Below are 22087 nucleotides of genomic sequence, written 5' to 3' on the forward strand. Positions count from 1 at the left end.
TCCTCGTTTAATTTTCCCGGCTCAAGCGACCATCTTCTAGTTGATAGACCACGTCGCAAAAAGTAACCATGCGAATATCGTGGGTCACCATGATACACGCTTTGCCTTTCGTATGAGCCTCTTTAGCAAGTAATTTTACCACATCTGTAGCGTGTTGGGTATCTAAAGCTGCTGTGGGTTCATCGGCTAAAATAATTTGCGGATCATTATACAAGGCTTTAGCTAAAGTAACTCGTTGTTTTTCACCACCAGAAAGTTCCCGCGGCATTTTGTCCGACAAATCGGCGATGTCTAAAGAAGTTAATAGTTCTTGATAGACCGTTTCTTGAAAAGGACGTTTTAAAACGTGATCTAAAAAGCGAAATTGTTCTTTAACTTTTAGAAAAGGAACTAAGTTATTGCTTTGTAAGATAAAACCGATATCATGAAGCCGCGCTTTTGCCCGTTTATTTTCAGCAAGGCCGGTTAAGTCTTGGTCCCCAAGAAAAACTTTGCCGGCAGTTGGCGTTTGTAAAAGACCAGCAATCGTTAAAAAGGTGGACTTACCTGAACCAGATGGACCGATGATCGCGACAAACTCGCCAGGATTTACCGTGAAGTTTAATTTTTTTAAGGCGTGGATTTCCGTATGACCGCTGCCAAAATTTTTTTCAATATTTTCTAAACGTAAACTACTTGAAGCCATGAGTTATCCTCCAATCGCCGTGACGGCATCAATTTTATAAATCATGGGTAAAGAGCAAAGACCGGCAAAGGTGGCCACCATTACTAACAAGCTGCCGGAGAAAAGCCACGTGCCCCAATCTAAGCTAAAGGGCATACTACTAGGAAAGGCGAGGCTCAAAGCAGCTGTCAGGAAAAGCGCTAAAATAGTCGCTACGGCACTTAGCAAGAAACCTTGGAAGACAATGGCGCGTCCCATGGTTCCCATGGGTACACCTTGGGCTTTTAATACCCCAAAGAGGGATTTTTTCTGCAGCGTTAAAACGTAAATAAAAATCCCGACGACAGCGGCAGCAATGAAGATTAAAACGTAAATCATTAAGTTTAAAGTAATTTTTTCTGCCGTGTAACCAGGCAAGTTTTCAATGAAGGTTTGATTGGAAATTTTTTCTAAGGTTTGCTCTTTACTTTGGGTCACTAAAACTTTGGACCAATCGTCAGCTTGAAAGACAAAGGCATTCACCGTAACCTCGTCGTCACTGGCAGGTAAGGCACCATACTTCAAGGCTTGATACGTTGCCAGGTTCGTATACACTACCGGCTCTACTGAGTAAGTGGTGGTTGGAAAAATTCCCGTCACTGTAAGGTCTGCTGCCAAGTTACCAATTTTAACTATATCACCAACTTTTAAATCTTCTGCAGTAGCTAAATTTTTAGCGATGGTAATTTGATAATTTTCTTGGAAATTTTTACCAGTAGTCACTTTGGGGGTGACAAAGGCAGTGGAATCCGCGCCGAAAACAGAGACATTATCTTTAGTGGCACTGGTTTCATCTTTAACCAAAGAGCCAGCGTAAAAACCAACGGCAGCAACTTTGTCAGCACTGACTTTAGTCAGGTCTTTAGCTGCCAAACTAGAGGCGTTAACAATTTTATTGGCGCTAGCATTTAAGACCATACCGGTAGCGTCCCAATCGCTAATGGCTTTTTTGTGACCGTCAGAAAGTCCGGCAGCCAAGCCTGACAACATAAAGACCACTAAAGCGATTAGTAAGATGATGCCAGTCAGTAAACCGTATTTTAATTTGGTATCGCGAATTTCTTTCAAGGCGAGAAACATCTCATCACTCCTTAAACATTATTTTAAGCACTATCACCTTAACACTTTTTAAAAGCATTCCAAAACAAAAAGGACTTGTCTCAAAGAGACGCATCCTTCTTGTTTGGCTAGTTTAAATAAATTTATTCGGCGTACTTTTCAGCGAAAGCTTTTAATGTCTCTTCAATCCAATCCTTGCGTTGCAATTGAGCTAGCCATTCTTCGGGAATAGAAGAAAATTCGTAATAAATCCCAGCTAAGCCGCCACAAATTGCCGCGTTAGTATCCGTATCGCCGCCAAGATTGACGGCCTTCATGACACAGTCGGCATAGTTCCGGCCGTTAATAAAACTCCAAAGACTAGCTTCTAAGGAATCCACCACATAGCCAGTGTTTTTAATTTCTTTTCTAGGCAGCATTCCAAAGTAAGTGTTAAAGATGCGGGCGAAGTAGGCGCTCTCCGCTTGGAAAGTCGGCATCCCTTGATAGTAGTCTCGTGCTTTTTTCAAACCCACAGAAATGGCGTGACCTTTATAATTTTTCAAACGGCGCTCCGTCCGATTTAATAACTCATTGGCGATGGAAACATAAATACCACAAGCCATTAAATTGCGGGGATGGCCATGGGTTAATTTTGCGTAATTATGAATGATGTCATAAGCTTCTGGTAACGAGTTGAAGTCGTTACCGAATTTTTTCCGTAAGACAAAGACTAACGGCAGTACGCGCATTAAAGCGCCATTACCATTGTCAGATTCTTCGATACCGCCACACTTCAAAGGGGTCAAGCCGCCTTCAAAACGGGAGATGGAACGTTCAGTACTGACGCCAACGCCAAAGCTAAGACCATTAGGAGTGTATTCGCCGTTACGTAACCACCCTAAGAAGCGTTCCATGACGTCTTGATAATCGACGCCTTTTTCTGTCAAGCTAACGACAGTTGCTAAGAGCATTGAAGAATCGTCAGACCAGGTTCCGGCTGGTTGATTGTGGGTACCAAAGCCGCGCATCCCAACAACCGGTTGCCGTGTTAAACGATCACGAGGAATAAATTCTACCGGGACGCCTAATGCATCGCCGACGATACTGCCTAATAAGGCTCCTGAAATAAGTTGTGTTTCCATAGTTCTTGCCACCTTTCTTTACCTACCCTCATTGTAGTAAAAAAACATCATAAAAGCAAAATATACTTTTAATTTTTTTCACCAGATATTCATTTTTCATTTTTTTCTGCGAGGTTGACTGTTTTGTGCTAAAATCAAGACAAAGATCTGCAGTGGCTTGGGCCAATCTTGCTAAAGGGGTTTGTGTATGAAAATTATTTTGGTTTATGGGGGACAGAGCCCAGAACATGAAGTATCCATCATGTCGGCTTACGCAATTTTGCAAGCAATTTTTTATAGCTATTATGAAGTGACGCCGGTTTACATTCAAAAGAATGGTCGCTTTAAAATTGGCGACGTGTTGCATGAAGCGCCAACGGAGATGGACAGCTTACGTTTACTTCAACAAGCAGAAGTGGAGCCCACTAGCTTATACCAACCAGAAGCGTTAGTCTTTCCTTGCTTGCACGGACCAAATGGTGAAGACGGTACTTTCCAAGGATTTTTAGAAACGTTAAATATGCCTTACGTAGGTTGTGGCGTCTTAGCTAGTGCCTGTGGGATGGACAAAATCGTCACGAAAAATTTAATGTTGCAAGCAGGTATTCCGCAAGTTCCTTTTGTTCCCGTGATTCAAGACATTTGGAAAGAAAATCCCCGTGCCATTTTTGAACGGATAGAAGGGGCGCTACTTTATCCCATGTACGTGAAGCCAGCCAATATGGGCTCTTCGGTGGGGATTACTCGCGTCGAAGATCGAGAGAGTTTGCAAAAGGCGCTAGGACAGGCTTTTCAATTTGATCGCCGTGTCATTGTGGAACAAGGGATTGACGCTCGAGAAATCGAAGTAGCTTTATTAGGCAATCATGAGGTGCGTACTAGTTTGCCAGGAGAAGTGAAAAAACCGGTCGACTTTTACGACTATCAAACAAAATATGAAAATCAAGACGTGGAGCTGGTGATTCCAGCAGTCTTAGCGCCTGAGACACAAGAAAAAGTTTTGCAATACGCTAAGCAGGCCTACCAAATTTTAGCAGCCACCGGTCTCAGCCGTTGCGACTTTTTTGTCACCAACAGTGGGGAAGTTTTCTTTAATGAAATCAATACCATGCCAGGCTTTACCCCCAAGTCCATGTATCCTGCATTATGGCAAGAGCGGGGCTTAAGTTATGGGGACTTGATTGAAGAGCTGATTCAATTAGGCTTGAATCGTTTCCGTCAAAAACAAGAACGGCAACAAAGTTTAACAAAATAGGAGAAATTATGTTTACCTTTAATGAAATCGCCGCACTTTTTAATAGTGGGCAACGTTTAAATCCAGATATCACCATCACGAGTGTCGAGTTTGATAGTCGGAAAGTACAAGCAGGCAGTTTATTTATTCCCCTAAAAGGAGCCACCGATGGTCATGATTATCTTGAAAGTGCCATAGCGAAAGGGGCGGTAGCAACTTTATGGGGCCAGAAGGTTGCGCCTCACCAACTGCCGGCTATCCTTGTTGAAGACACCTTAACAGCCTTTCAAGATTTAGCACGCTTTTATTTACAAAAAGTCGCCCCGAAAGTAGTGGCAATTACAGGAAGTAACGGCAAGACCACCACGAAGGATATGACCGCTAACGTCTTGAGTCAAAAGTATCTGACGTATAAAACGCAAGGAAACTTTAACAATCATATTGGTTTGCCTTACACTATTTTAGCGATGCCCCAAAACACCGAATTTTTAGTTTTAGAAATGGGGATGGATCATCCAGGGGAAATTGATTTTCTTTCCCGCTTAGGACAACCTGACGCCGCAGCAATTACTTTAATTGGCGAGAGTCATTTAAAATATTTTGGTCAGCGGTCCGGTATCGCTAAAGCCAAAATGGAAATTACCCATGGTTTGAAAAAAGATGGCTTTTTAGTGGTCCCTGGCGATGAAGTTTTATTAGAACCTTTGTTAGCAGACGTCAGCCAAGAAATTTTTCGTTTTCAAATGGAGACGGGTTCACCTTTAACCGCCCACATTGTAGAACAACAGCAACAAAAGACGACTTTCACCCTCAGTTTTTTACCAGGAGAATTTGAAATTCCTGTTTCTGGTAACTTCAACGTGAAAAATGCTTTAATCGCCGCTTTTTTTGGTAAACAATTTGGTGTGAGTCCGGCAGACATTTTCAAGGGTTTAAAAAATGTCGTCTTAACGCAAAATCGTAGTCAATGGTTGGCACATGACGAGGTGCATATTTTAAGTGATGTCTATAATGCTAATCCAACGGCTATGTCTTTAGTGCTTCAAAGTTTTCAAGATTTTACTACCACTGGCAAAAAAATTGCAGTCTTAGGCGATATGTTAGAATTAGGGGTGACTTCGCCGGCTTTACATGCCGGTATCGCTGAGTATTTGCAACCGGATAAAATTCAAATCGTTTACTTGTATGGTTCAGAGATGCAAGCTTTGTATGAGGAACTCTTGAAAAAATATCCGCAAAGCGCGCTTCATTATTATCCGCAAACGGCCAAGGCGGACTTAATTGCCGATTTATTAAGCACCGTTGCGCCTAATGATTACGTTGTTTTAAAGGGGAGTAACGGCATGCATCTGGATGAAATTGTCGCTGCTCTCTTAAAAAAATAAAATTTTTAGCTGACTTTCTGAAATTTTGAAAAGAAGTCAGCTCTTTTTGCATTCTGGTTGCATTTGTGGTAAGATTACTTGTCGTTGATAAATATAATATTAAGATGAAATAAACTTTTTTTAAAAAGTAGGAGGAACATTTATTTGAAATTTACTGAACTTGGCTTAGCCCCTGAACTCTTGAAAGCAATCGAACGGTCAGGGTTTGAAGAAGCCACCCCCATTCAAGCAGCAACCATCCCTTTAGCATTAGCTGGTGGCGACGTGATTGGACAAGCACAAACAGGAACTGGTAAAACCGCAGCTTTTGGGTTACCGATGATTCAAAAAATTGATACCCATAATCGTGATCTTCAAGGTTTAGTGATTGCCCCAACACGGGAATTAGCAATTCAAACGCAAGAAGAATTATATCGTTTAGGGAAAGACAAAAAAATTAAAGTCCAAGTTGTTTACGGTGGTGCCGATATCAGTCGCCAAATTCGTGGCTTAAAAGATCATCCCCACATCGTCGTAGGGACGCCTGGTCGGTTATTAGACCATATTAACCGCAAAACGTTAAAACTTGGTACCGTACAAACGTTAGTTTTAGATGAAGCCGACGAAATGTTAAACATGGGCTTTTTAGAAGATATTGAAAAAATTATTAAAGAAGTTCCCGAAGAACGCCAAACTTTATTGTTCTCAGCAACCATGCCCAACGAAATCAAGCGCATCGGTTTACACTTCATGAAAGAACCCGAACACGTGAAGATTAAAGCCAAAGAAATGACTGCTGAAAACATTGAACAATATTACGTGAAAGCCAAAGAATACGAAAAATTTGATGTTATGACGCGGCTGTTTGACGTCCAATCACCAGAATTAACCATCGTCTTTGGTCGGACAAAACGGCGGGTGGATGAATTAGCTCGTGGTCTAGAAATGCGTGGTTATAAAGCAGAAGGTATTCATGGCGATTTATCCCAACAAAAACGGATGAGCGTCTTAAAAGCCTTTAAGAGTGGTCGTTTAGATGTGTTAGTGGCTACTGATGTTGCGGCACGTGGTTTGGATATCAGTGGCGTGACCCACGTCTATAACTACGACATCCCACAAGATCCAGAAAGCTATGTCCATCGGATTGGGCGGACCGGTCGTGCTGGTAAAGCTGGTGTCTCCGTAACTTTTGTCACCCCTAATGAAATGGGGTACTTGCACGTGATTGAAGACTTAACCAAAAAACGGATGGATCCAATGCGTCCGCCAACGGAAAAAGAAGCCTTACAAGGTCAATTAGGACAAGCTGTTGAAGAAATCCAAGGAAAATTGGATGAAAATGGTTTGGCTCTTTACCAAGAAACAGCTGGTCAATTGTTAGAAAGCTACGAAGCACAAGACTTAGTTGCTTTGCTTTTAAAAACTTTGGCTAAAGATCCCGCTAGTGCGGTGCCGGTTAAAATTACGCCAGAACGGCCATTGCCTTTTAATAAAAAAGGCGGCAGCAAAGGCGGTAACTCCCGTGGTGGTTCACGGAAAGATAGCCACAAAGGAAATTCCCGTGATGGCCGTCGGTATAACAAAGAAGGTCAACGACCAAGTAACCGTCGTAAAAAAGATGATGGCTACAAAGACCGCGGCGACGGTAAAGGCTATGATCGTCGTAAGAAAAACGAAACCAATGGCAAGCGCAACTATGATCGTAAGTTTACCATTCGTAAAAAAGAAGATTAAGCGTTAAAAAGGCTAGTTGCTCACCTGAGCAACTAGCCTTTTTTCAGAATCGGGGACCAAAAATTTTGACACCATTGTTGCCAAGCACAGATATAATTTTCAGCACTCGTTGCATCATGAATACATAATAAGTATTGATGGGTGACTTCTTCAAAGACGTCTTGTAAATATGTTTCATAAGGGATTTTTTCCTGTGCACAAGGCAACAGGGCCGCATAATATTCTTGGAGTAAGCTGGCGACAATTTCTGGCGTACTGTGATAATATCCTGACGATAAGGGCAAGACAAAAAATGCACAAAAGCGGCCAACTTCACTGACGTAAGAACCCCAACAAGCACAATCCCAATCAAAGAAGAGGGGACCCTGGACGGTATTCAAAACATTTAGCGGCAATAAATCATCCGTCACAAAAGTTTGCGGAATATTTTGTTGTCTTGCTAAAAATTTTTGGATAATGGCGGAAAACTCGGGATAGGCAGTTAAATAGCTTTTTCTTTTTTCCCAGCGGGTTGTCTCCCGTTGCCCTAAGTCGGTCTTTTTCGTCGTCGTGTAAAAAGTATTGGTCATTTTTCCTAGGGCGCTAGCTAAAGGTTGGGCAGAAGCGGCGGTAAATTCTTCCAAAGTTTCCCCGTCATAAAATTCCCGCAACAACCACGTTTTTTGGTTTGCGGTAAAAGTTTGGCGTAAAGAAGGGACCGGCAGCGCTTGATTGGCCTCTTGGAGAAATTTTAAGGCGGTGATTTCCGTATCATTTGTTTGCTTCAATAAATAAATTTTCTCCCCGTACGTTACTTCGTAGACTTCATAAACTTTTGCCAAAGTTGGGTCGGTGTACTGGGCTAGCTGTGTAGGTTTTTCAAGATTGAATGAAGGATGTCTAGTTAGAAATTGTTCATAAGGAATCGGAATCTTAACAACCGTCATCTTTGCACCTCCTAAAATTTTTTCTAGTATACCATATTTTAAGGAAATCTTTTTTTCTTTGTTGTCTTTTTTAGAAAAAGTTTGATACAATTAGGCGTATCTAAAAGACAAAGGGGTGCTAAGAGATGATTTATGGCATCGGTGTAGATTTAGTAGAACTACCGCGTATGCAACAATTGATTGCCCAAAAGCCACAGTTTATCTCCCGCGTATTAACCCCCAATGAAATTGCTGTCTTTCAAACCTTAACACCTAAACGGCAAACCGAATTTTTAGGTGGACGTTTTGCCTGCAAGGAAGCTTTTAGTAAAGCGTACCACACGGGTATTGGTTCAGCGGTGAGCTTTTTAGATTTAGAAATTTTAAACAATGAAGCCGGCCAGCCGGTCATGACGAAGCACCCTTTTGCGGGGAATGTTTTTGTCACGATTTCGCATAGTCAAACGACGGCCATGGCCCAAGTTTTATTGGAAACTGTTGCATAAAGGAAGGATTCAGATGATCACAGGTTGGCACCGTCCAACACGAGTTGTTGTACATACAAAGCGCATTACCGATAATGTGCGTTGGCACTTAAGCCAGTTGCCGCAAGGAACAGAAATTTTTGCAGTAGTCAAAGCTAATGGTTACGGTCATGGGGCCGTGGCAGTAGCGCAAGCCGCGAAAGCTGGTGGCGCGACGGGCTTTTGCGTTGCCCTTTTAGACGAAGCGTTGCAGTTAAGAAGTGCAGGCTTTACTGAACCGATTTTAATTTTAAATATGGTAGACGCCCATTATTTACCTTTAGCCATTGAAAATAATTTCATGGTGACCTGTGGTAATTTGCCGTGGCTTAAAGAAGTCAGGGACCAGTTAGCAGCAAATCCTAAAGCTGGCACGTTACATTTACAATTGAAGATTGATTCCGGGATGGGACGGATTGGTTTTGCTGAAGAAAAAAATCTTTTAGAAGCGTACAACTTGATTACTCAAGATTCTCAATTGGACTTACAAGGAGTCTTCACCCATTTTGCTACCGCAGACGAAGAGGATGCGACTTATTATCAAGAACAACTAGCTAAGTTTGAAAAATTAGTGGCTGTTCTACCAGAACGCCCGCGTTATGTACACTCTTCTAATTCGGCCACCGCTCTTTGGCATCACGCTGGGGTGGGGAACGTTGTGCGTTTAGGTGTTAGTATGTACGGTTTAAATCCGTCAGGCACAGCACTAGCCTTAGATGCTCCTCTCAAGCCAGCTTTAGAATTAGTGTCAGAGTTAATTCAAGTAAAATTAGTGCCATCAGGTCAAGGAATTAGTTACGGCAAGACCTATACCACGCCCGCCACGGAATGGATTGGCACGGTGCCCATTGGTTATGCTGACGGCTGGTTGCGGAAGATGCAAGGTTTTCACGTTTTAGTAGCGGGTGTTCCTTGCGAAATTATTGGACGGGTTTGTATGGATCAAATGATGATTCGTTTGCCCCAAGAATTTCCGATTGGGACTAAAGTTACTTTGATTGGTGAAAATAATGGCCAACGTATTTCTGTCCAAGCTGTAGCGCAACATCTAGGAACAATTCATTACGAGGTGTGCTGTCAATTATCCGACCGTATTCCTCGCGTTTATCAAGAAAAATAAGGAGGATTGCTATGGTCAAACGCGGTGATATTTACTTTGCGGATTTATCGCCTGTGATTGGTTCAGAGCAAGGTGGCACACGACCGGTCTTAGTGGTGCAAAATAATTTAGGCAACCATTTTTCCCCCACCGTCATTGTGGCGGCGATTACAGCCAAGATGGCTAAGCCTAAATTACCAACCCATATTGGCATCACCGCAAAAAATTCAGGCATCGATCGTGATTCTGTCATCTTGCTAGAACAAATTCGCACCATCGATAAAGCGCGCCTAAAAGAAAAAGTTTGTCACTTGGCTCCTTGCATCATGGAGCAAGTGGACGATGCGTTACGGATTAGTGTTGGCGTCGCCGCAGTACCCGTGAAAAACTAATTTCAGGATTATACATAAAGTTTGGCAAAAAGGCGGGGCACCATTTAAAATAAGGTGTCGCGCCTTTTTTACTTAAACCTTTGCAAGGAGGAAGAAGATGTTAAAAATTGGGGTCATGGGTCTTGGAAATATTTGTCAAAAAGCTTACTTGCCTTTATATAGTCAAATGCAAGATTCTTTAAAAGTTATTTTAGCTTCAAATGATCAGGAGAAAGCACAACACTTGCAACAAAAATATGGCTTCAGTCAAGTCGTAACCAACTTAGACGATTTGCTGGCGCAAAACATCGATGCTTGTTTTATTCACAGCGCTACTCAAGTCCATTATGCCTTCATCAAGCAGTGTCTCAAAGCAGGCGTGGCGGTTTATGTCGATAAACCTATTAGTGAAGATTTTTCTGAGGTCCAGGAATTAATTGCTTTGGCTAACAGTCAACAATTACCATTTTATGTTGGTTTTAATCGGCGTTATGTGCCGCTTTTAACGCCATTAACTAAAAATAATAGTACGCAATTTTATTTACAAAAGAATCGCCGAAAAGGTGGAGGGGAGCCAGCCTACTTATTGTACGATTTAATGATTCACTTGATGGATACCGCAGTCTTTTTAATGCACGGGGACGTACAGTTAGCTGATAGTCAAATCGTGACACAAGTTGGCGTATTGCAACGGGTCAACTGCCGCCTTGTTAACCGCCAGCAGACGGCATTTTTAACGTGTAACTTTAATGCTGGTGCTAATCAAGAAATTATACAAAGTGAAAGTCATCAAGGAACATATCGTTTAACCAATTTAAATCATTTGGTACACTTTGCCCAAGAAGAGATGCATTTTGTTCCAGCGGATTGGCAAGAAAATTTAACGACGCGGGGATTTAAGGCTTGTTTGCTAGATTTTTTACAAGCCGTGGAAAAGTGGCGTACAGGCGAAAGTTTTCCCGTACAACCGTATCTGTTACAAAGTCATCAATTAATTGCCGAAATTTTAGCAGCTAACGAAAATAATAGCGAAAGGAAGTAGCATCATGTTAGGTTATGTAGTCGTCATACTTATTTTGCTAGGCTTCCTTTATTTTGTTTACCAAAAGTTTCAGCGCTTGCGGCATCCTAAAGTTGCTGTCGTCGAAATTTTTGGCGAAGTCTTAGCCTGTGACTATTCGCAGCTTACCGTCATCTTACAAACAAAAGCCGGCGAGCTGCATTTGACGGGCAATAAAGAACAATTAAAAAATTTAGGAATCGGGATGCGAGGGCTCGTCTCTTTTCAAGGGGAAAAGTTAATTGATTTCATGCCCTATGAGAGTAAATAAGCTGAATAACGAATGGAACAGTAGCGTAAAGTTGTACCTTTTAGGCTACTGTTTTTTATTTTCTTGTTTTTCTACTTATCAATTGTCAGTATTCATGGTACTATTAGCGACAACTTAACAGGTGAAGAGGTGGCAAGATGGAAAAGAGTAGAAGAAAAATTATTGAAAGTAAACGTATCGTGATTAAAATTGGCACCAGTTCTTTAATGCAAGCCAATGGTCGAGTAAATTATCAACAGTTTGATCGACTGGCATTTGTTCTAAGTACTTTGAACCAGGGCGACAAAGAAATTATTCTCGTTTCTTCTGGCGCCATTGGGGTGGGTTTAAATAAATTAGCCTTGCACCAAAGGCCACAAACCATTAGTCAACAACAAGCAGTAGCTGCTGTGGGACAAAGTGAGCTGATGAACCTTTACAGTCGTTTCTTTGCCCATTATCAACAAACAGTGGGACAAATTTTAATGACCCGAGATATTGTGGAATTTCCTACTAGTCATCAAAATGTCGTCAATACTTTGGAGACACTTTTAGCCATGAAGATTATTCCTGTCGTCAATGAAAATGATACTGTCGCTGTCGATGAGTTAGCCCATGCCACAAAATTTGGCGATAACGATCAACTCTCAGCGATTGTCGCTGAAATTTGTCAGGCTGACTTATTGATTATGTTATCAGATGTCGCCGGTTTTTATGATAAAAATCCAGCGGAAAATCCTGATGCTGTTTTATACGCGACAATTCATGAAGTAACGGATGCACTAATGGCTAAAGCCGGCGGACAAGGAAGTATCTTTGGCACTGGGGGGATGTTGACGAAGCTTAAAGCAGCGAAGCGCATCCTAGCCAATGGTCAAGGGATGGTTTTAGCCCAAGCCCAAGATCCAGCGTTACTTTTTAATATTTTAGCAGGGGAAAAGATTGGCACTTATTTTATCGGTGCCAATACGGAAGGGGGAGTAGGCGATGAGTAGTTTACTAGAAAAAATGGGCCAAGCAGCCAAAGCTAGCGCAAATGTTTTACGTAAAATGTCAACGGCGCAAAAAAACGCCGCCCTTTGCGCTATGGCAGCGGCCTTATTAGCAGAGGAGTCGGCAATCTTGGCCGCTAACGAAGAGGACCTCTTGTCAGCCCGTGAAATGGGCTTGAGTGCGGCCCTCTTAGAGCGCCTAAAATTAAACGCGCAACGGGTGGCGGCAATGGCTGATAGTATTCAGCAAATTACCCAGCTCCCTGACCCCATTGGTTACGTGGAAGAAATGTTTGTTTCTCAAGATGGTCTGCAAATTGGCAAACAACGGGTGCCCATCGGCGTCATTGGAATTATTTATGAATCGCGCCCCAATGTGACCGCTGATGCCGCCGCCCTTTGTTTTAAATCAGGTAATGCGGTAATTTTACGCGGTGGTAAAGAAGCCTTGCAATCGAATCAAGCTATTTGGCACGCCCTACAAAGAGGATTAAAGGCCACTAACGTGCCGCAAGAAACAATTCAACTCATTACCGATCCTAATCGGGCATTAGTGACAGAATTGTTACAAATGAATAATTATATAGATTGTTTGATTCCCCGCGGCGGCGCGAGCTTAATTCAGCGGGTGGTGAAGGAAGCAACGGTCCCGGTGATTGAAACAGGTGTCGGCAATTGTCATTTATATGTGGACTGCGCTGCGGATCTTACGATGGCCACGCGAATTTTAATTAATGGCAAAGTAGATCGCCCGGCGGTTTGTAACGCTTTAGAAAATTTAATTGTCCACGAAGCTGTCGCCGCTGAATTTTTAAAGGTAGCCGGCGCTGAACTGGAAAAATATGGTGTGACTATTAAAGGTGATGCCCCGACTTGTGCACTCTTGCCAAAAGCCATACCAGCGACAGCCGCCGATTACGATACCGAATTTTTGGATTTAACACTCGCGGTTAAAGTGGTAGCCGATTATCAAGCCGCAATTGAACATATTCAAAAACATTCGACGGGTCATTCAGAGGTCATTGTGACTAATGATTATCAGACGGCGCAAGCTTTTTTAGCGGACATTGATGCGGCGGCGGTCTACGTGAATGCTTCCTCGCGTTTTACCGATGGCGAACGTTTCGGACTTGGTGGGGAAATTGGCATTAGCACGCAAAAATTGCACGCTCGTGGTCCCATGGGGCTAAAAGAATTAACCTCTTACAAATATATTATTTTAGGGAATGGACAAATTCGGGGTACGACAGGCGCCGATTTTAGCAAATAGAAAAAAAGAGGCTGGAACATTTCGTTCCAGCCTCCGTGCTTTTTAAGCTTCTTCTTTTGGTAATTCATTTTCTAAATCAGTCCGTACAATTAACACATCACAGGGAGCGTTACGAATGACATATTCGGAAACGGAACCGATGAAGAGCCGTTCTACGGCATTTAACCCCGTAGCGCCTAACATAATCAGGTCAACGTGGTGTTCTTGCGGCAAGTCTTTGGCGATAATTGGTTTTGGCGAACCATATTCTAAGACGAAGGAAACTTTTTCTACACCGTTTTCTTTAGCGTATTCGATGTAGTCGTTTAACGTCTGCTTAGCCATTTCAGTAGCTTGTTCTGCTAACATGCCATCAAAACTTGTGACGGTTTGGAAAGCCCGGGTGTCGATAACGTGCACCAATAATAATTCTCCGTTGTTCCGCTCAGCGACGTTCACAGCTTTTTTAAAAGCTAATTCCGCCTCATCAGAACCATCCACGGCCACCATAATCTTTTTGTATTGTTGAATCATTGTTCTCACTCCTTTATCTTTCCTATCTTCATTGTATGCTAAAGGCGAGGAAATGAAAAATGATAAGGTAGACGCTTATAAACTTTTCATTACCGCCATGCTGCAAAGAAAAGAAGTGATTAAGGCTAAGGCGACGATTAAAAGTGCAGTGCCTTTGGTCAGCCAAAAGCTTAAGCCTAATGTTAGTATCCCTAAAGATAAATAAAGTTTGCCATAAGTTTGCACGAGATCTTGAGCATCTTTAACCCCCAGCGTTGTTAAAAGGCTAGCACCTTTAGTGAAGAAGAGTAGACTAATAGCTACCAATAGTCCGCCAAAAACAAGCATAACAATAAACATCAGTTGCCTCCTATAAATTTTTAAAGTTTTCAAAAAGAAAGTTGTTTTTATTAAAAAATTTCCAAAGAAAAAAGGTTCGTGACGCGTCACGAACCTTAGAGGTCTCATTAAAGAAATCCGTCAATGCCGTATTCCGTCCTGTAGTATTGATCCCGCAGACAAGCAGGTGGGTTCCTGAGGTGTATCCTTAGACTACCAAAAGAAAGGGCATGTCCTTGAAGACATCTACTCGTGGATCCCGTATTATCAATAAAAATGTTCGGTCAACACTGATTAAGACAACTCGTACATCACAGATTTCTTATACTCATAATAGCACGCTCCCTGACTTTCTGCAACGAGATTACTCTTAAAAATCAAACTGGTCTCGTATGCTGCCTTTTCTTTGTTTTACTTTTTCCGCTGTTGCAAATCATCATAGCGTTTCTTTAAGGCTTGCTCGTATTTGCCGGAAGTTTTTGCTTGATAGTAGTGGGTCCCCACTAAGCTATCAGGCAAATATTGTTGGTCCACCCAATAATCAGGAAAGTCATGGGGATATTGATAGGTTAGACCTCGCCCTAAAGCTTTTGCTCCTTGGTAGTGGGCATCTTTCAAATGAAGCGGTACGGTACCACCCTTACCATCTTTTACGTCGGTCATGGCGGCATCAATAGCTAAAACGCCAGAGTTTGATTTAGGAGAAAGACACAAGTCAATCACCGCATCACTTAAAGGAATCCGTGCTTCTGGTAAACCTAAACGTTGCGCGCAATCACAAGCTAGCACTGTTCGCTCACAAGCTCCGGGATTTGCTAACCCAATGTCTTCATACGCAATCACCATCAAGCGCCGAAAAATGCTTGGTAGATCGCCAGCTACTAAGAGACGTGCTAAGTAATGCAAGGCAGCGTCTACGTCACTACCGCGAATTGATTTTTGTAAAGCCGAAACGACATCATAATGGGCATCGCCATCTTTATCATGGGAGAAGGCTTTTTTTTGAAGACTCTCTTCGGCAATTTGTAAAGTCACGTGAATCTTGTCATCCTTTGCTTTGGGAGTAGACTTAGCAGCTAGCTCTAACGCATTTAAAGCGGAGCGTAAATCGCCATTACTAGCTGCAGCAAAGTGTTGCAGTGCTGCTGGATCCACTACTAATGGTAACGACCCTAAACCTCGTTCACTATCAGTTAGCGCATTTTGGAGTCCAGTCATCATCTCTTCCGGTGTTAAAGGATAAACTTCAAAAATTTGTGTACGTGAGCGGATTGCCGGATTAATACTTAAATAAGGATTTTCTGTTGTGGCGCCAATTAAAACGATGCGCCCACTTTCTAAATGGGGCAAAAGAAAATCTTGTTTGGTTTTATCAAGGCGGTGAATTTCATCTAATAATAAAATGACGCGCCCACTTAGCTTGGCCTCTTCAGCAACAATTTGTAAATCTTTTTTACTGTCAGTCGCCGCGTTTAACGTACGAAAGGCATATTGAGTGGAGCCAGCGATAGCCGAAGCAATACTAGTCTTTCCTGTTCCAGGGGGACCATATAAAATCATGGAAGAAAGCAACTTCGCTTCCACCATGCGCCAAATAATTTTCCCTGGACCTACTAAATGATTTTGTCCCACGACTTCTTGAATGTTTCGGGGACGCATGCGATAAGCTAAAGGTTTTTCCATTCTTTTTGCTCCTTTACTTAACTCTTAGCAACCTATTAAGTATAGCATAGTTCCTTGAATCTGCTGTTTAGTATTTTTTTTAAATATGCTAGAATAAAATTACTATGACAGAGATTACTGAACTTTTCAAAAAAAAGACCAATGATGTTGCCCAAGGGCTCTTGGGGCAACTTTTGATTCATGAGACACCACTGGGACCAATCGGTGGTCTGATTGTGGATACCGAAAGCTATTTGGGTCCTACTGACCGTGCTAGTCACAGTTATGGTGGCAAGCGGACACCGAGTCTTCGGGCGATGTATCAAAAACCAGGGACAATTTACGTCTACCAAATGCATACGCATCTTTTATTAAATTTAGTGACAGAACCTTGTGGCCAACCAGAAGGCGTGATGATTCGCGCCATTGAACCGATGATTGGTCTGCCTTTGATGGAAGAGTTGCGCCATCAGCAAGGAATTCACCTAACCAATGGTCCAGGCAAGCTCACTCAAGCTTTGCATCTGACACGAGATATTTATGGCACTTCCATTTTTACCGGCCCATTAAAAGTTTTAGCGACTGAGTATCAGGCAAAAGAAATTGTGCGCGCTCCCCGTATTGGCATCCCGAATAAGGGGATTTGGACGGACTTACCCTTACGGTATTACGTAAAAGGTAATCCTTTTACGACAAAAATTAAAAAAAACGAAGTGGATCAAAAAGACCACGGATGGAAAGGAAGTAGGGTATGAAACAAGATTTAGCAACAGTCTTAGAAGAATTGGTAGAGAAGTATTTGGAGGCGTATGAAGGAGAATTGCTGTGGAATAAACGGCAACAATCTTTTGAAATTTACGCCACGATTTACGCAGAGAACACTGAACATGTGCCATTGACCGATGTGGACGAAGTGGACTCTACGGAAGATTTTGTGGAATTTACTGATGGTATTTGTTTTTACAATGAAGGCAAACCAGTTAAGGCAGAAGACTTTTTAGCTATTCTTCCTTATCTGGGTAAAGCGGGTTTGCCTTTAGGCGTATTAGAGGCTACGTTGTCTTACTTTGCTGACGTTTTGCAAGAAGGACAAGAAGCTTTGCAAAGTTTCTTAGCAGATGAAAATGCGGAAACTTTTAATTTAACCTTTGATCCAGCGGCGTATCAAAAATATTTAGCAGAATGGGAAGAGGACACAACGATGATTCCTTATCCTAAATTTTAGGAGGCCTTTGAGTTAAGATGAAATGGACGGAAGTCAAGGTGAAAACTGCCAGTGAAGCGGTGGAAGCCATTAGCAATTTACTGATGGAATTAGGCGCTAGCGGCGTAGCCATCGAAGATCCCTTAGACATCGTGAACTTCCAAAAAGACGCTTATGGTGAAGTGCTGGATTTGTCAGCCTTTGATTTAACCCAAGAGCCCACAGTGGCAGCTTATTTTTCGGAAAAAGTTTTTGTGCCGGAGTTGCTTCCTAGTTTGCGGGAAAAAATTTTGCAACTACCTAGTTATGGTTTAGCTATTGGCAGTCATGAAATTTTACTCAGTGAAGTGAAAGAAGCCAACTGGGAAGAGGCCTGGAAAAAATATTATCACCCGGTCCGGATTTCTCGTTATTTGACCATTGTTCCTGATTGGGAAGACTATCAAGGGACCGCAGATGAAAAAATTATTACCTTGGATCCTGGGATGGCCTTTGGGACGGGCACTCATCCTACCACTCGCTTAACCTTACAAGCCATTGAAATGGTGATGCAAGGGGGCGAAACGGTTTACGATGTGGGGACGGGTTCTGGGGTCTTAAGTATCGCCTGTAAACATTTCGGGGCCAGTGAGGTCACCGCTTTTGATTTAGATAGTGTGGCTGTCAATAAGGCGCAAGAAAATATGGCCTTAAATCCAGTGGCACAGGACGTAGTAGTCAAAGCTAACGATTTGTTAAAAGGAGTGACTGCTCCGGTTGATTTAATTGTTGCTAATATTTTGGCTGATATTATTATTCGGATGCTGCCAGATGCGGTGGGTTTATTGAAAGAGCACGGACATTTAGTCTTATCGGGAATTATTTTAGACAAAGAAGAAAGTGTTTTAGAAGAACTGGCGGCTTGTAATTTAGTGGTAGTAGAAAAATTGCAACAAGGAGATTGGCTGGCTTTAATTGTGGCAGCTAAAGAAGAGTAGATGCAACGCTATTTTGTTAAAGAAGTCATTACGAATGAATTTGAAATTGTCGGGGAAGATTATCACCACCTTCTGCATGTGATGCGTAAAAAAATTGGCGACCAAGTATTAGTGGTGGATGGCTCAAAGAAAACCTATTACGCTCGACTAACGGCGATTGCCCCGGAAGCTTTAACTTTTCAAATAGTGAAGGCTAAAGACGAAGATACAGAGCTCCCGGTGGCTGTGACGCTGGCGTGTGGCTACCCTAAAGGCGAAAAGTTAGAATGGATTGCGCAAAAAGCCACCGAGATGGGCATGTACCAACTGTTGGGTTTTCCGGCCAGTGCTTCAGTAGTGAAGTGGGATCAAAATAAATTACAAAAAAAGGCGCAACGACTAGGAAAAATTGTCAAAGAAGCTAGTGAACAAGCACATCGGACGTCAATTCCGCAAGTGGAATTGCTGAGGAGCTTTAAAGAATTAGTAGCGCGCTGCTCACAGTTTACTAAAGTTTTGATTGCCTATGAGGAAGCCGCTAAAATCGGCGAAGAAAGTATCTTAAGTACCACCTTAAGGGCGCTTCAACCAAGTGAAAGTTTATTAGTAGTTTTTGGGCCAGAAGGGGGCTTAAGTCCTCAGGAAGTTTTAGCGTTAACTGCGGCTGGCGCTTTAAGTTGTGGTTTGGGGCCGCGGATTTTACGCACGGAAACTGCGCCTTTATATTTATTAGGATGTTGTAGTTATCAATGGGAGTTGAAAAATTAATGACGACGGAGTTTGTAAAGACCTACTTGTTGCCTGCTGAGGTGCCTAATTATTTACCTACATTACTGAAAGAAGATGTGCCACAAGAAATGGTGCTCTTTCCTAGTTGGGTGAAGCGCAGTCGCCAACTGTTACATGATTACCAAGTGCACTTCACTACGGTGGTGGACTATCCTTTAGGCAATGGGACGCTGGCGAAAAAAGCATTTGAAGTAGGTAAAGCGTTTGAGGCGCAAGGGGATACCGTTTTAGTTTGGCTGACTCCACGAATTTTTAAAACGTCTGACCTGAGCTTAAGAGTACAAACTTTTGAATTGTTGCAAACTTTAAGTTTTGGTCGGGGATCTTTAAGCTTTGTGATTGACTTATCCTTTTTAAAAGAAAGTGAGAAGCTAGACTTAACAGATTGGTTGAAAGAACAACCTTATCGCGACTTTACGTTGACGTGGCAGCCGGGAACTTTTGCGGCTAATGATTTGGCAATTTTTCGCTTTGCCTTAGGGGAAAAGTGCCAGTTGAGTATTTTTTGGCAAGAGCGTCAGCCAATCTCCCTTGAAAGCGTAGAACTTTATCAAGTTGCCAAGGTTTACCAACCTTATGACAGTCAAAGCTAGTCATTGAAAAAATACAGAAAATCAAGTATACTTTTTTCAAAGTATCTTGCGATGAAAAAGCGTAGGAGCCTCGGTTCCTACGCTTTTTTTGAAAACAACTTTTACTTTTAGATCAAAAATTTTTTGTGAAAAGTTTTTGATTAGAAAGGATGAATCAACATGCCGAAAGAACCTGTCATGACGGGACCTGGCGTCATTAAATTAGTCAGTTCTTATATGAGTCAAGAGCACGCCAGTTTCGTGGAAAAAGCGTATGAATACGCCAAAGCGGCCCACGCTAATCAAGTCCGCCAGTCTGGTGAACCTTATATTATCCATCCCATTCAAGTTGCCGGCATTTTAGCCGAACTGCGCATGGATCCCCACACCGTAGCCACTGGCTTTTTACACGATGTGGTGGAAGATACCGAAGTAACCTTAGCTGACTTAACGAGAGAATTTGGACCAGATGTAGCGATGTTAGTGGATGGAGTCACGAAGCTGGGAAAAATTCACTATAAGAGTCACGAAGAACAATTAGCGGAAAATCACCGTAAAATGTTAATCGCCATGGCTCAAGATTTACGAGTTATTATGGTGAAACTAGCCGACCGTTTGCACAATATGCGGACGTTAAAACATTTAAGAGAAGATAAACAACGGCGAATTGCTAAAGAAACTTTAGAAATTTACGCCCCTTTAGCTCATCGTTTAGGGATGAGCCGGATTAAATGGGAGCTGGAAGATACTTCTTTGCGCTATTTGAATCCTAAGCAATATTATCGTATCGTCCATTTAATGCAAACGAAGCGTAAAGAGCGGGAAGAATATATTGAGCGGGCCGTTCAAGAAATTAAAGAAGCAACTGAAGACCTGCATATTTTTGCCGAGATTTATGGCCGACCGAAGCATTTGTATTCTATCTATCGCAAGATGAAAGATCAGAAAAAAGAATTTGATGAAATTTATGATTTGTTAGCGATTCGGGTGATTGTGGATTCTATTAAAGATTGTTATGCCGTTTTGGGAGTCATTCATACTAAATGGAAACCGATGCCGGGACGTTTCAAAGATTACATTGCTATGCCTAAAGCGAATATGTATCAATCTTTGCATACCACCGTCATTGGTCCGCAAGGGCGGCCAGTAGAAATTCAAATTCGCACAGAAGAGATGCACGAGATTGCTGAATTTGGGGTGGCCGCACACTGGGCCTATAAAGAAGGCCGGACCGATAAAATAGAACCAGATGCCATGACCAAACAACTGAGCTGGTTCCACGAAATTTTAGAATTAAAAGATGAGTCTTTTGATGCCTCTGACTTTATGGAATCCGTTAAAGGGGATATTTTCTCCGATAAAGTTTACGTCTTTACCCCAAAAGGGGATGTGACCGAGCTACCCAAGGGTTCTGGCCCCTTGGACTTTGCTTATAGCGTCCATACGGAAATTGGCAATAAAACCACCGGCGCCAAAGTGAACGGCAAAATGGTCCAACTGGATTACAAATTAAAAAATGGGGACATCATTGAAGTCCTAACTTCGCCAAATTCCTTTGGCCCCAGTCGTGACTGGCTCAACATGGTGGCCACTAGTAAAGCCCGCAATAAAATTAAACGGTTCTTTAAAGTCCAAGATCGCGAAATTAATATCGTTAAAGGGCGCGAACAGGTGACGAATTGCCTGACGGATATGGAGTTTGTGCCTAAAGAATTTTTGACGAAGAAAAAGCTAACGGAAGCCTTAGATCGTTTCCATTATCCTAATGAAGAAGATATGTTTGCCTCCATCGGCTATGGCGAATTATCGGCGCAAATGGTAGCCAATCGTTTGACGGAAAAAGAGCGTCATCAACGGGAAAAAGAACGCCAGCAACAAGAAGTAGCCGAGATGATTAATCAGCCGGTGAAAAAAGAGCCGGAGAAGATGAAGATTCGTCATGAAGGTGGGATTGTGATTCAAGGGGTGGACAACCTGTTAATTCGTTTGTCCCGTTGTTGTAATCCAGTACCCGGCGATGAAATTGTCGGCTATATCACTAAAGGTCGCGGCATTTCTATTCACCGCAAAGACTGTCCTAACGTACAACACGCCGAAGAAATCAATCAACGGCTGATTGAAGTGGAATGGGAAGACACACAACAGCCGGGGAAAGATTACGATGCCGACTTAGAAATTTACGGCTATAATCGCAATGGCTTATTAAATGATATCTTACAAGTAATTTCCCCCATGACAAAACGTTTGGAGCGGGTGGAAGCTCGGCCAGTGAAAAATAAAATGGCGATTATCCATTTGAATTTTCCCATTCAAAATCTTAATCATTTGGAACGCATTGTCGATAAAATAAAAATGGTCCCTGACGTTTATAGCGTACGTCGGACTAACGGATAGGAATTTAAAGT

The 22087-nt window shown here is 42.4% G+C and carries 23 protein-coding genes and 1 other RNA gene; 16 read left to right on the plus strand and 8 right to left on the minus strand.

Annotated elements, in window-relative coordinates; translation table 11 throughout:
• Positions 1–7: 7 nt before the first annotated feature.
• The 3 genes from FFM57_RS00595 to FFM57_RS00605 all read right to left on the minus strand — a co-directional run bounded on the left by FFM57_RS00595 (position 8) and on the right by FFM57_RS00605 (position 2886).
• Complete coding sequence (locus FFM57_RS00595; RefSeq protein WP_137598581.1) at positions 8–685, minus strand: ABC transporter ATP-binding protein; 678 nt, start codon at positions 683–685, stop codon at positions 8–10.
• 3 nt (positions 686–688) lie between these two features.
• Positions 689–1783: an ABC transporter permease gene (locus FFM57_RS00600; RefSeq protein ID WP_137598582.1), complete on the minus strand. Its 1095-nt coding sequence runs from the start codon at positions 1781–1783 to the stop codon at positions 689–691.
• A 122-nt stretch (positions 1784–1905) separates the two neighbouring features.
• Entirely contained in the window at positions 1906–2886 is a 981-nt protein-coding gene (locus tag FFM57_RS00605) for an ADP-ribosylglycohydrolase family protein (RefSeq protein ID WP_137598583.1), read from the minus strand.
• 187 nt (positions 2887–3073) lie between these two features.
• On the opposite strand from FFM57_RS00605, the gene FFM57_RS00610 reads away from it, so the two are divergent.
• From FFM57_RS00610 to cshA, 3 genes are all read left to right on the plus strand, one after another.
• Positions 3074–4120 carry a D-alanine--D-alanine ligase family protein gene (locus FFM57_RS00610; RefSeq protein WP_137598584.1) on the plus strand — a complete coding sequence of 349 codons (1047 nt, stop codon included), beginning with the start codon at positions 3074–3076 and terminating at the stop codon, positions 4118–4120.
• 5 nt (positions 4121–4125) lie between these two features.
• On the plus strand, positions 4126–5484 hold the full coding sequence (locus FFM57_RS00615; protein WP_371851225.1) for a UDP-N-acetylmuramoyl-tripeptide--D-alanyl-D-alanine ligase: 1359 nt from the start codon (positions 4126–4128) through the stop codon (positions 5482–5484).
• A 144-nt stretch (positions 5485–5628) separates the two neighbouring features.
• A complete protein-coding gene (gene cshA / locus FFM57_RS00620; RefSeq protein WP_137598586.1) occupies positions 5629–7197 on the plus strand; it encodes a degradosome RNA helicase CshA in 1569 nt (522 codons plus the stop codon).
• A gap of 32 nt (positions 7198–7229) precedes the next feature.
• Here the strand turns inward: cshA and FFM57_RS00625 are convergent, their stop codons facing one another.
• Positions 7230–8123: a phosphotransferase gene (locus FFM57_RS00625; RefSeq protein ID WP_137598587.1), complete on the minus strand. Its 894-nt coding sequence runs from the start codon at positions 8121–8123 to the stop codon at positions 7230–7232.
• Positions 8124–8248: 125 nt separating this feature from the next.
• On the opposite strand from FFM57_RS00625, the gene acpS reads away from it, so the two are divergent.
• The 7 genes from acpS (at position 8249) to FFM57_RS00660 (ending at position 13668) form a co-directional block, all read left to right on the plus strand.
• A complete protein-coding gene (gene acpS, locus FFM57_RS00630) occupies positions 8249–8608 on the plus strand; it encodes a holo-ACP synthase (RefSeq protein WP_137598588.1) in 360 nt (119 codons plus the stop codon).
• A gap of 13 nt (positions 8609–8621) precedes the next feature.
• On the plus strand, positions 8622–9746 hold the full coding sequence (gene alr / locus FFM57_RS00635; protein ID WP_137598589.1) for an alanine racemase: 1125 nt from the start codon (positions 8622–8624) through the stop codon (positions 9744–9746).
• Between the two features lie 11 nt (positions 9747–9757).
• Positions 9758–10117, plus strand: a complete 360-nt coding sequence (locus tag FFM57_RS00640) for a type II toxin-antitoxin system PemK/MazF family toxin (protein ID WP_137598590.1) — start codon at positions 9758–9760, stop codon at positions 10115–10117.
• A 97-nt stretch (positions 10118–10214) separates the two neighbouring features.
• Positions 10215–11138 carry a Gfo/Idh/MocA family protein gene (locus tag FFM57_RS00645; protein ID WP_137598591.1) on the plus strand — a complete coding sequence of 308 codons (924 nt, stop codon included), beginning with the start codon at positions 10215–10217 and terminating at the stop codon, positions 11136–11138.
• Between the two features lie 4 nt (positions 11139–11142).
• Complete coding sequence (locus FFM57_RS00650) at positions 11143–11427, plus strand: hypothetical protein (RefSeq protein WP_137598592.1); 285 nt, start codon at positions 11143–11145, stop codon at positions 11425–11427.
• Positions 11428–11564: 137 nt separating this feature from the next.
• On the plus strand, positions 11565–12401 hold the full coding sequence (gene proB, locus FFM57_RS00655) for a glutamate 5-kinase (protein WP_137598593.1): 837 nt from the start codon (positions 11565–11567) through the stop codon (positions 12399–12401).
• The gene (locus FFM57_RS00660; protein WP_137598594.1) at positions 12394–13668 is read left to right on the plus strand and encodes a glutamate-5-semialdehyde dehydrogenase; all 1275 of its coding nucleotides are present in this window, start codon (positions 12394–12396) and stop codon (positions 13666–13668) included. Before proB ends, FFM57_RS00660 begins: the two co-directional genes overlap by 8 nt.
• Positions 13669–13710: 42 nt before the next feature.
• Here the strand turns inward: FFM57_RS00660 and FFM57_RS00665 are convergent, their stop codons facing one another.
• The 4 genes from FFM57_RS00665 to FFM57_RS00680 form a co-directional block, all read right to left on the minus strand.
• A complete protein-coding gene (locus FFM57_RS00665; RefSeq protein ID WP_137598595.1) occupies positions 13711–14181 on the minus strand; it encodes a universal stress protein in 471 nt (156 codons plus the stop codon).
• A 75-nt stretch (positions 14182–14256) separates the two neighbouring features.
• Positions 14257–14520: a hypothetical protein gene (locus tag FFM57_RS00670; RefSeq protein WP_137598596.1), complete on the minus strand. Its 264-nt coding sequence runs from the start codon at positions 14518–14520 to the stop codon at positions 14257–14259.
• A 110-nt stretch (positions 14521–14630) separates the two neighbouring features.
• Positions 14631–14822: non-coding RNA, 6S RNA (gene ssrS, locus FFM57_RS00675), on the minus strand.
• An 88-nt stretch (positions 14823–14910) separates the two neighbouring features.
• Positions 14911–16182: a replication-associated recombination protein A gene (locus tag FFM57_RS00680; RefSeq protein ID WP_137598597.1), complete on the minus strand. Its 1272-nt coding sequence runs from the start codon at positions 16180–16182 to the stop codon at positions 14911–14913.
• Between the two features lie 104 nt (positions 16183–16286).
• Between FFM57_RS00680 and FFM57_RS00685 the strand changes: the two genes are divergently transcribed.
• From FFM57_RS00685 to FFM57_RS00710, 6 genes are all read left to right on the plus strand, one after another.
• Positions 16287–16916 (plus strand): DNA-3-methyladenine glycosylase, encoded by a 630-nt coding sequence (locus FFM57_RS00685; RefSeq protein WP_137598598.1) that lies wholly within the window; start codon positions 16287–16289, stop codon positions 16914–16916.
• Positions 16913–17386, plus strand: coding sequence for a DUF3013 family protein (locus FFM57_RS00690; RefSeq protein WP_137598599.1), 474 nt, complete (start codon positions 16913–16915; stop codon positions 17384–17386). Before FFM57_RS00685 ends, FFM57_RS00690 begins: the two co-directional genes overlap by 4 nt.
• 17 nt (positions 17387–17403) lie before the next feature.
• The gene (gene prmA, locus FFM57_RS00695) at positions 17404–18342 is read left to right on the plus strand and encodes a 50S ribosomal protein L11 methyltransferase (RefSeq protein ID WP_137598600.1); all 939 of its coding nucleotides are present in this window, start codon (positions 17404–17406) and stop codon (positions 18340–18342) included.
• Complete coding sequence (locus FFM57_RS00700; protein ID WP_137598601.1) at positions 18343–19089, plus strand: 16S rRNA (uracil(1498)-N(3))-methyltransferase; 747 nt, start codon at positions 18343–18345, stop codon at positions 19087–19089.
• Positions 19071–19703: a hypothetical protein gene (locus FFM57_RS00705; protein ID WP_137598602.1), complete on the plus strand. Its 633-nt coding sequence runs from the start codon at positions 19071–19073 to the stop codon at positions 19701–19703. The genes FFM57_RS00700 and FFM57_RS00705 overlap by 19 nt, the downstream gene beginning before the upstream one ends.
• A 159-nt stretch (positions 19704–19862) precedes the next feature.
• On the plus strand, positions 19863–22076 hold the full coding sequence (locus FFM57_RS00710; protein WP_137598603.1) for a RelA/SpoT family protein: 2214 nt from the start codon (positions 19863–19865) through the stop codon (positions 22074–22076).
• Positions 22077–22087 lie beyond the last annotated feature (11 nt).

It is taken from the genome of Enterococcus nangangensis (assembly GCF_005405245.1).
Lineage (GTDB): Bacteria > Bacillota > Bacilli > Lactobacillales > Enterococcaceae > Enterococcus_J > Enterococcus_J nangangensis.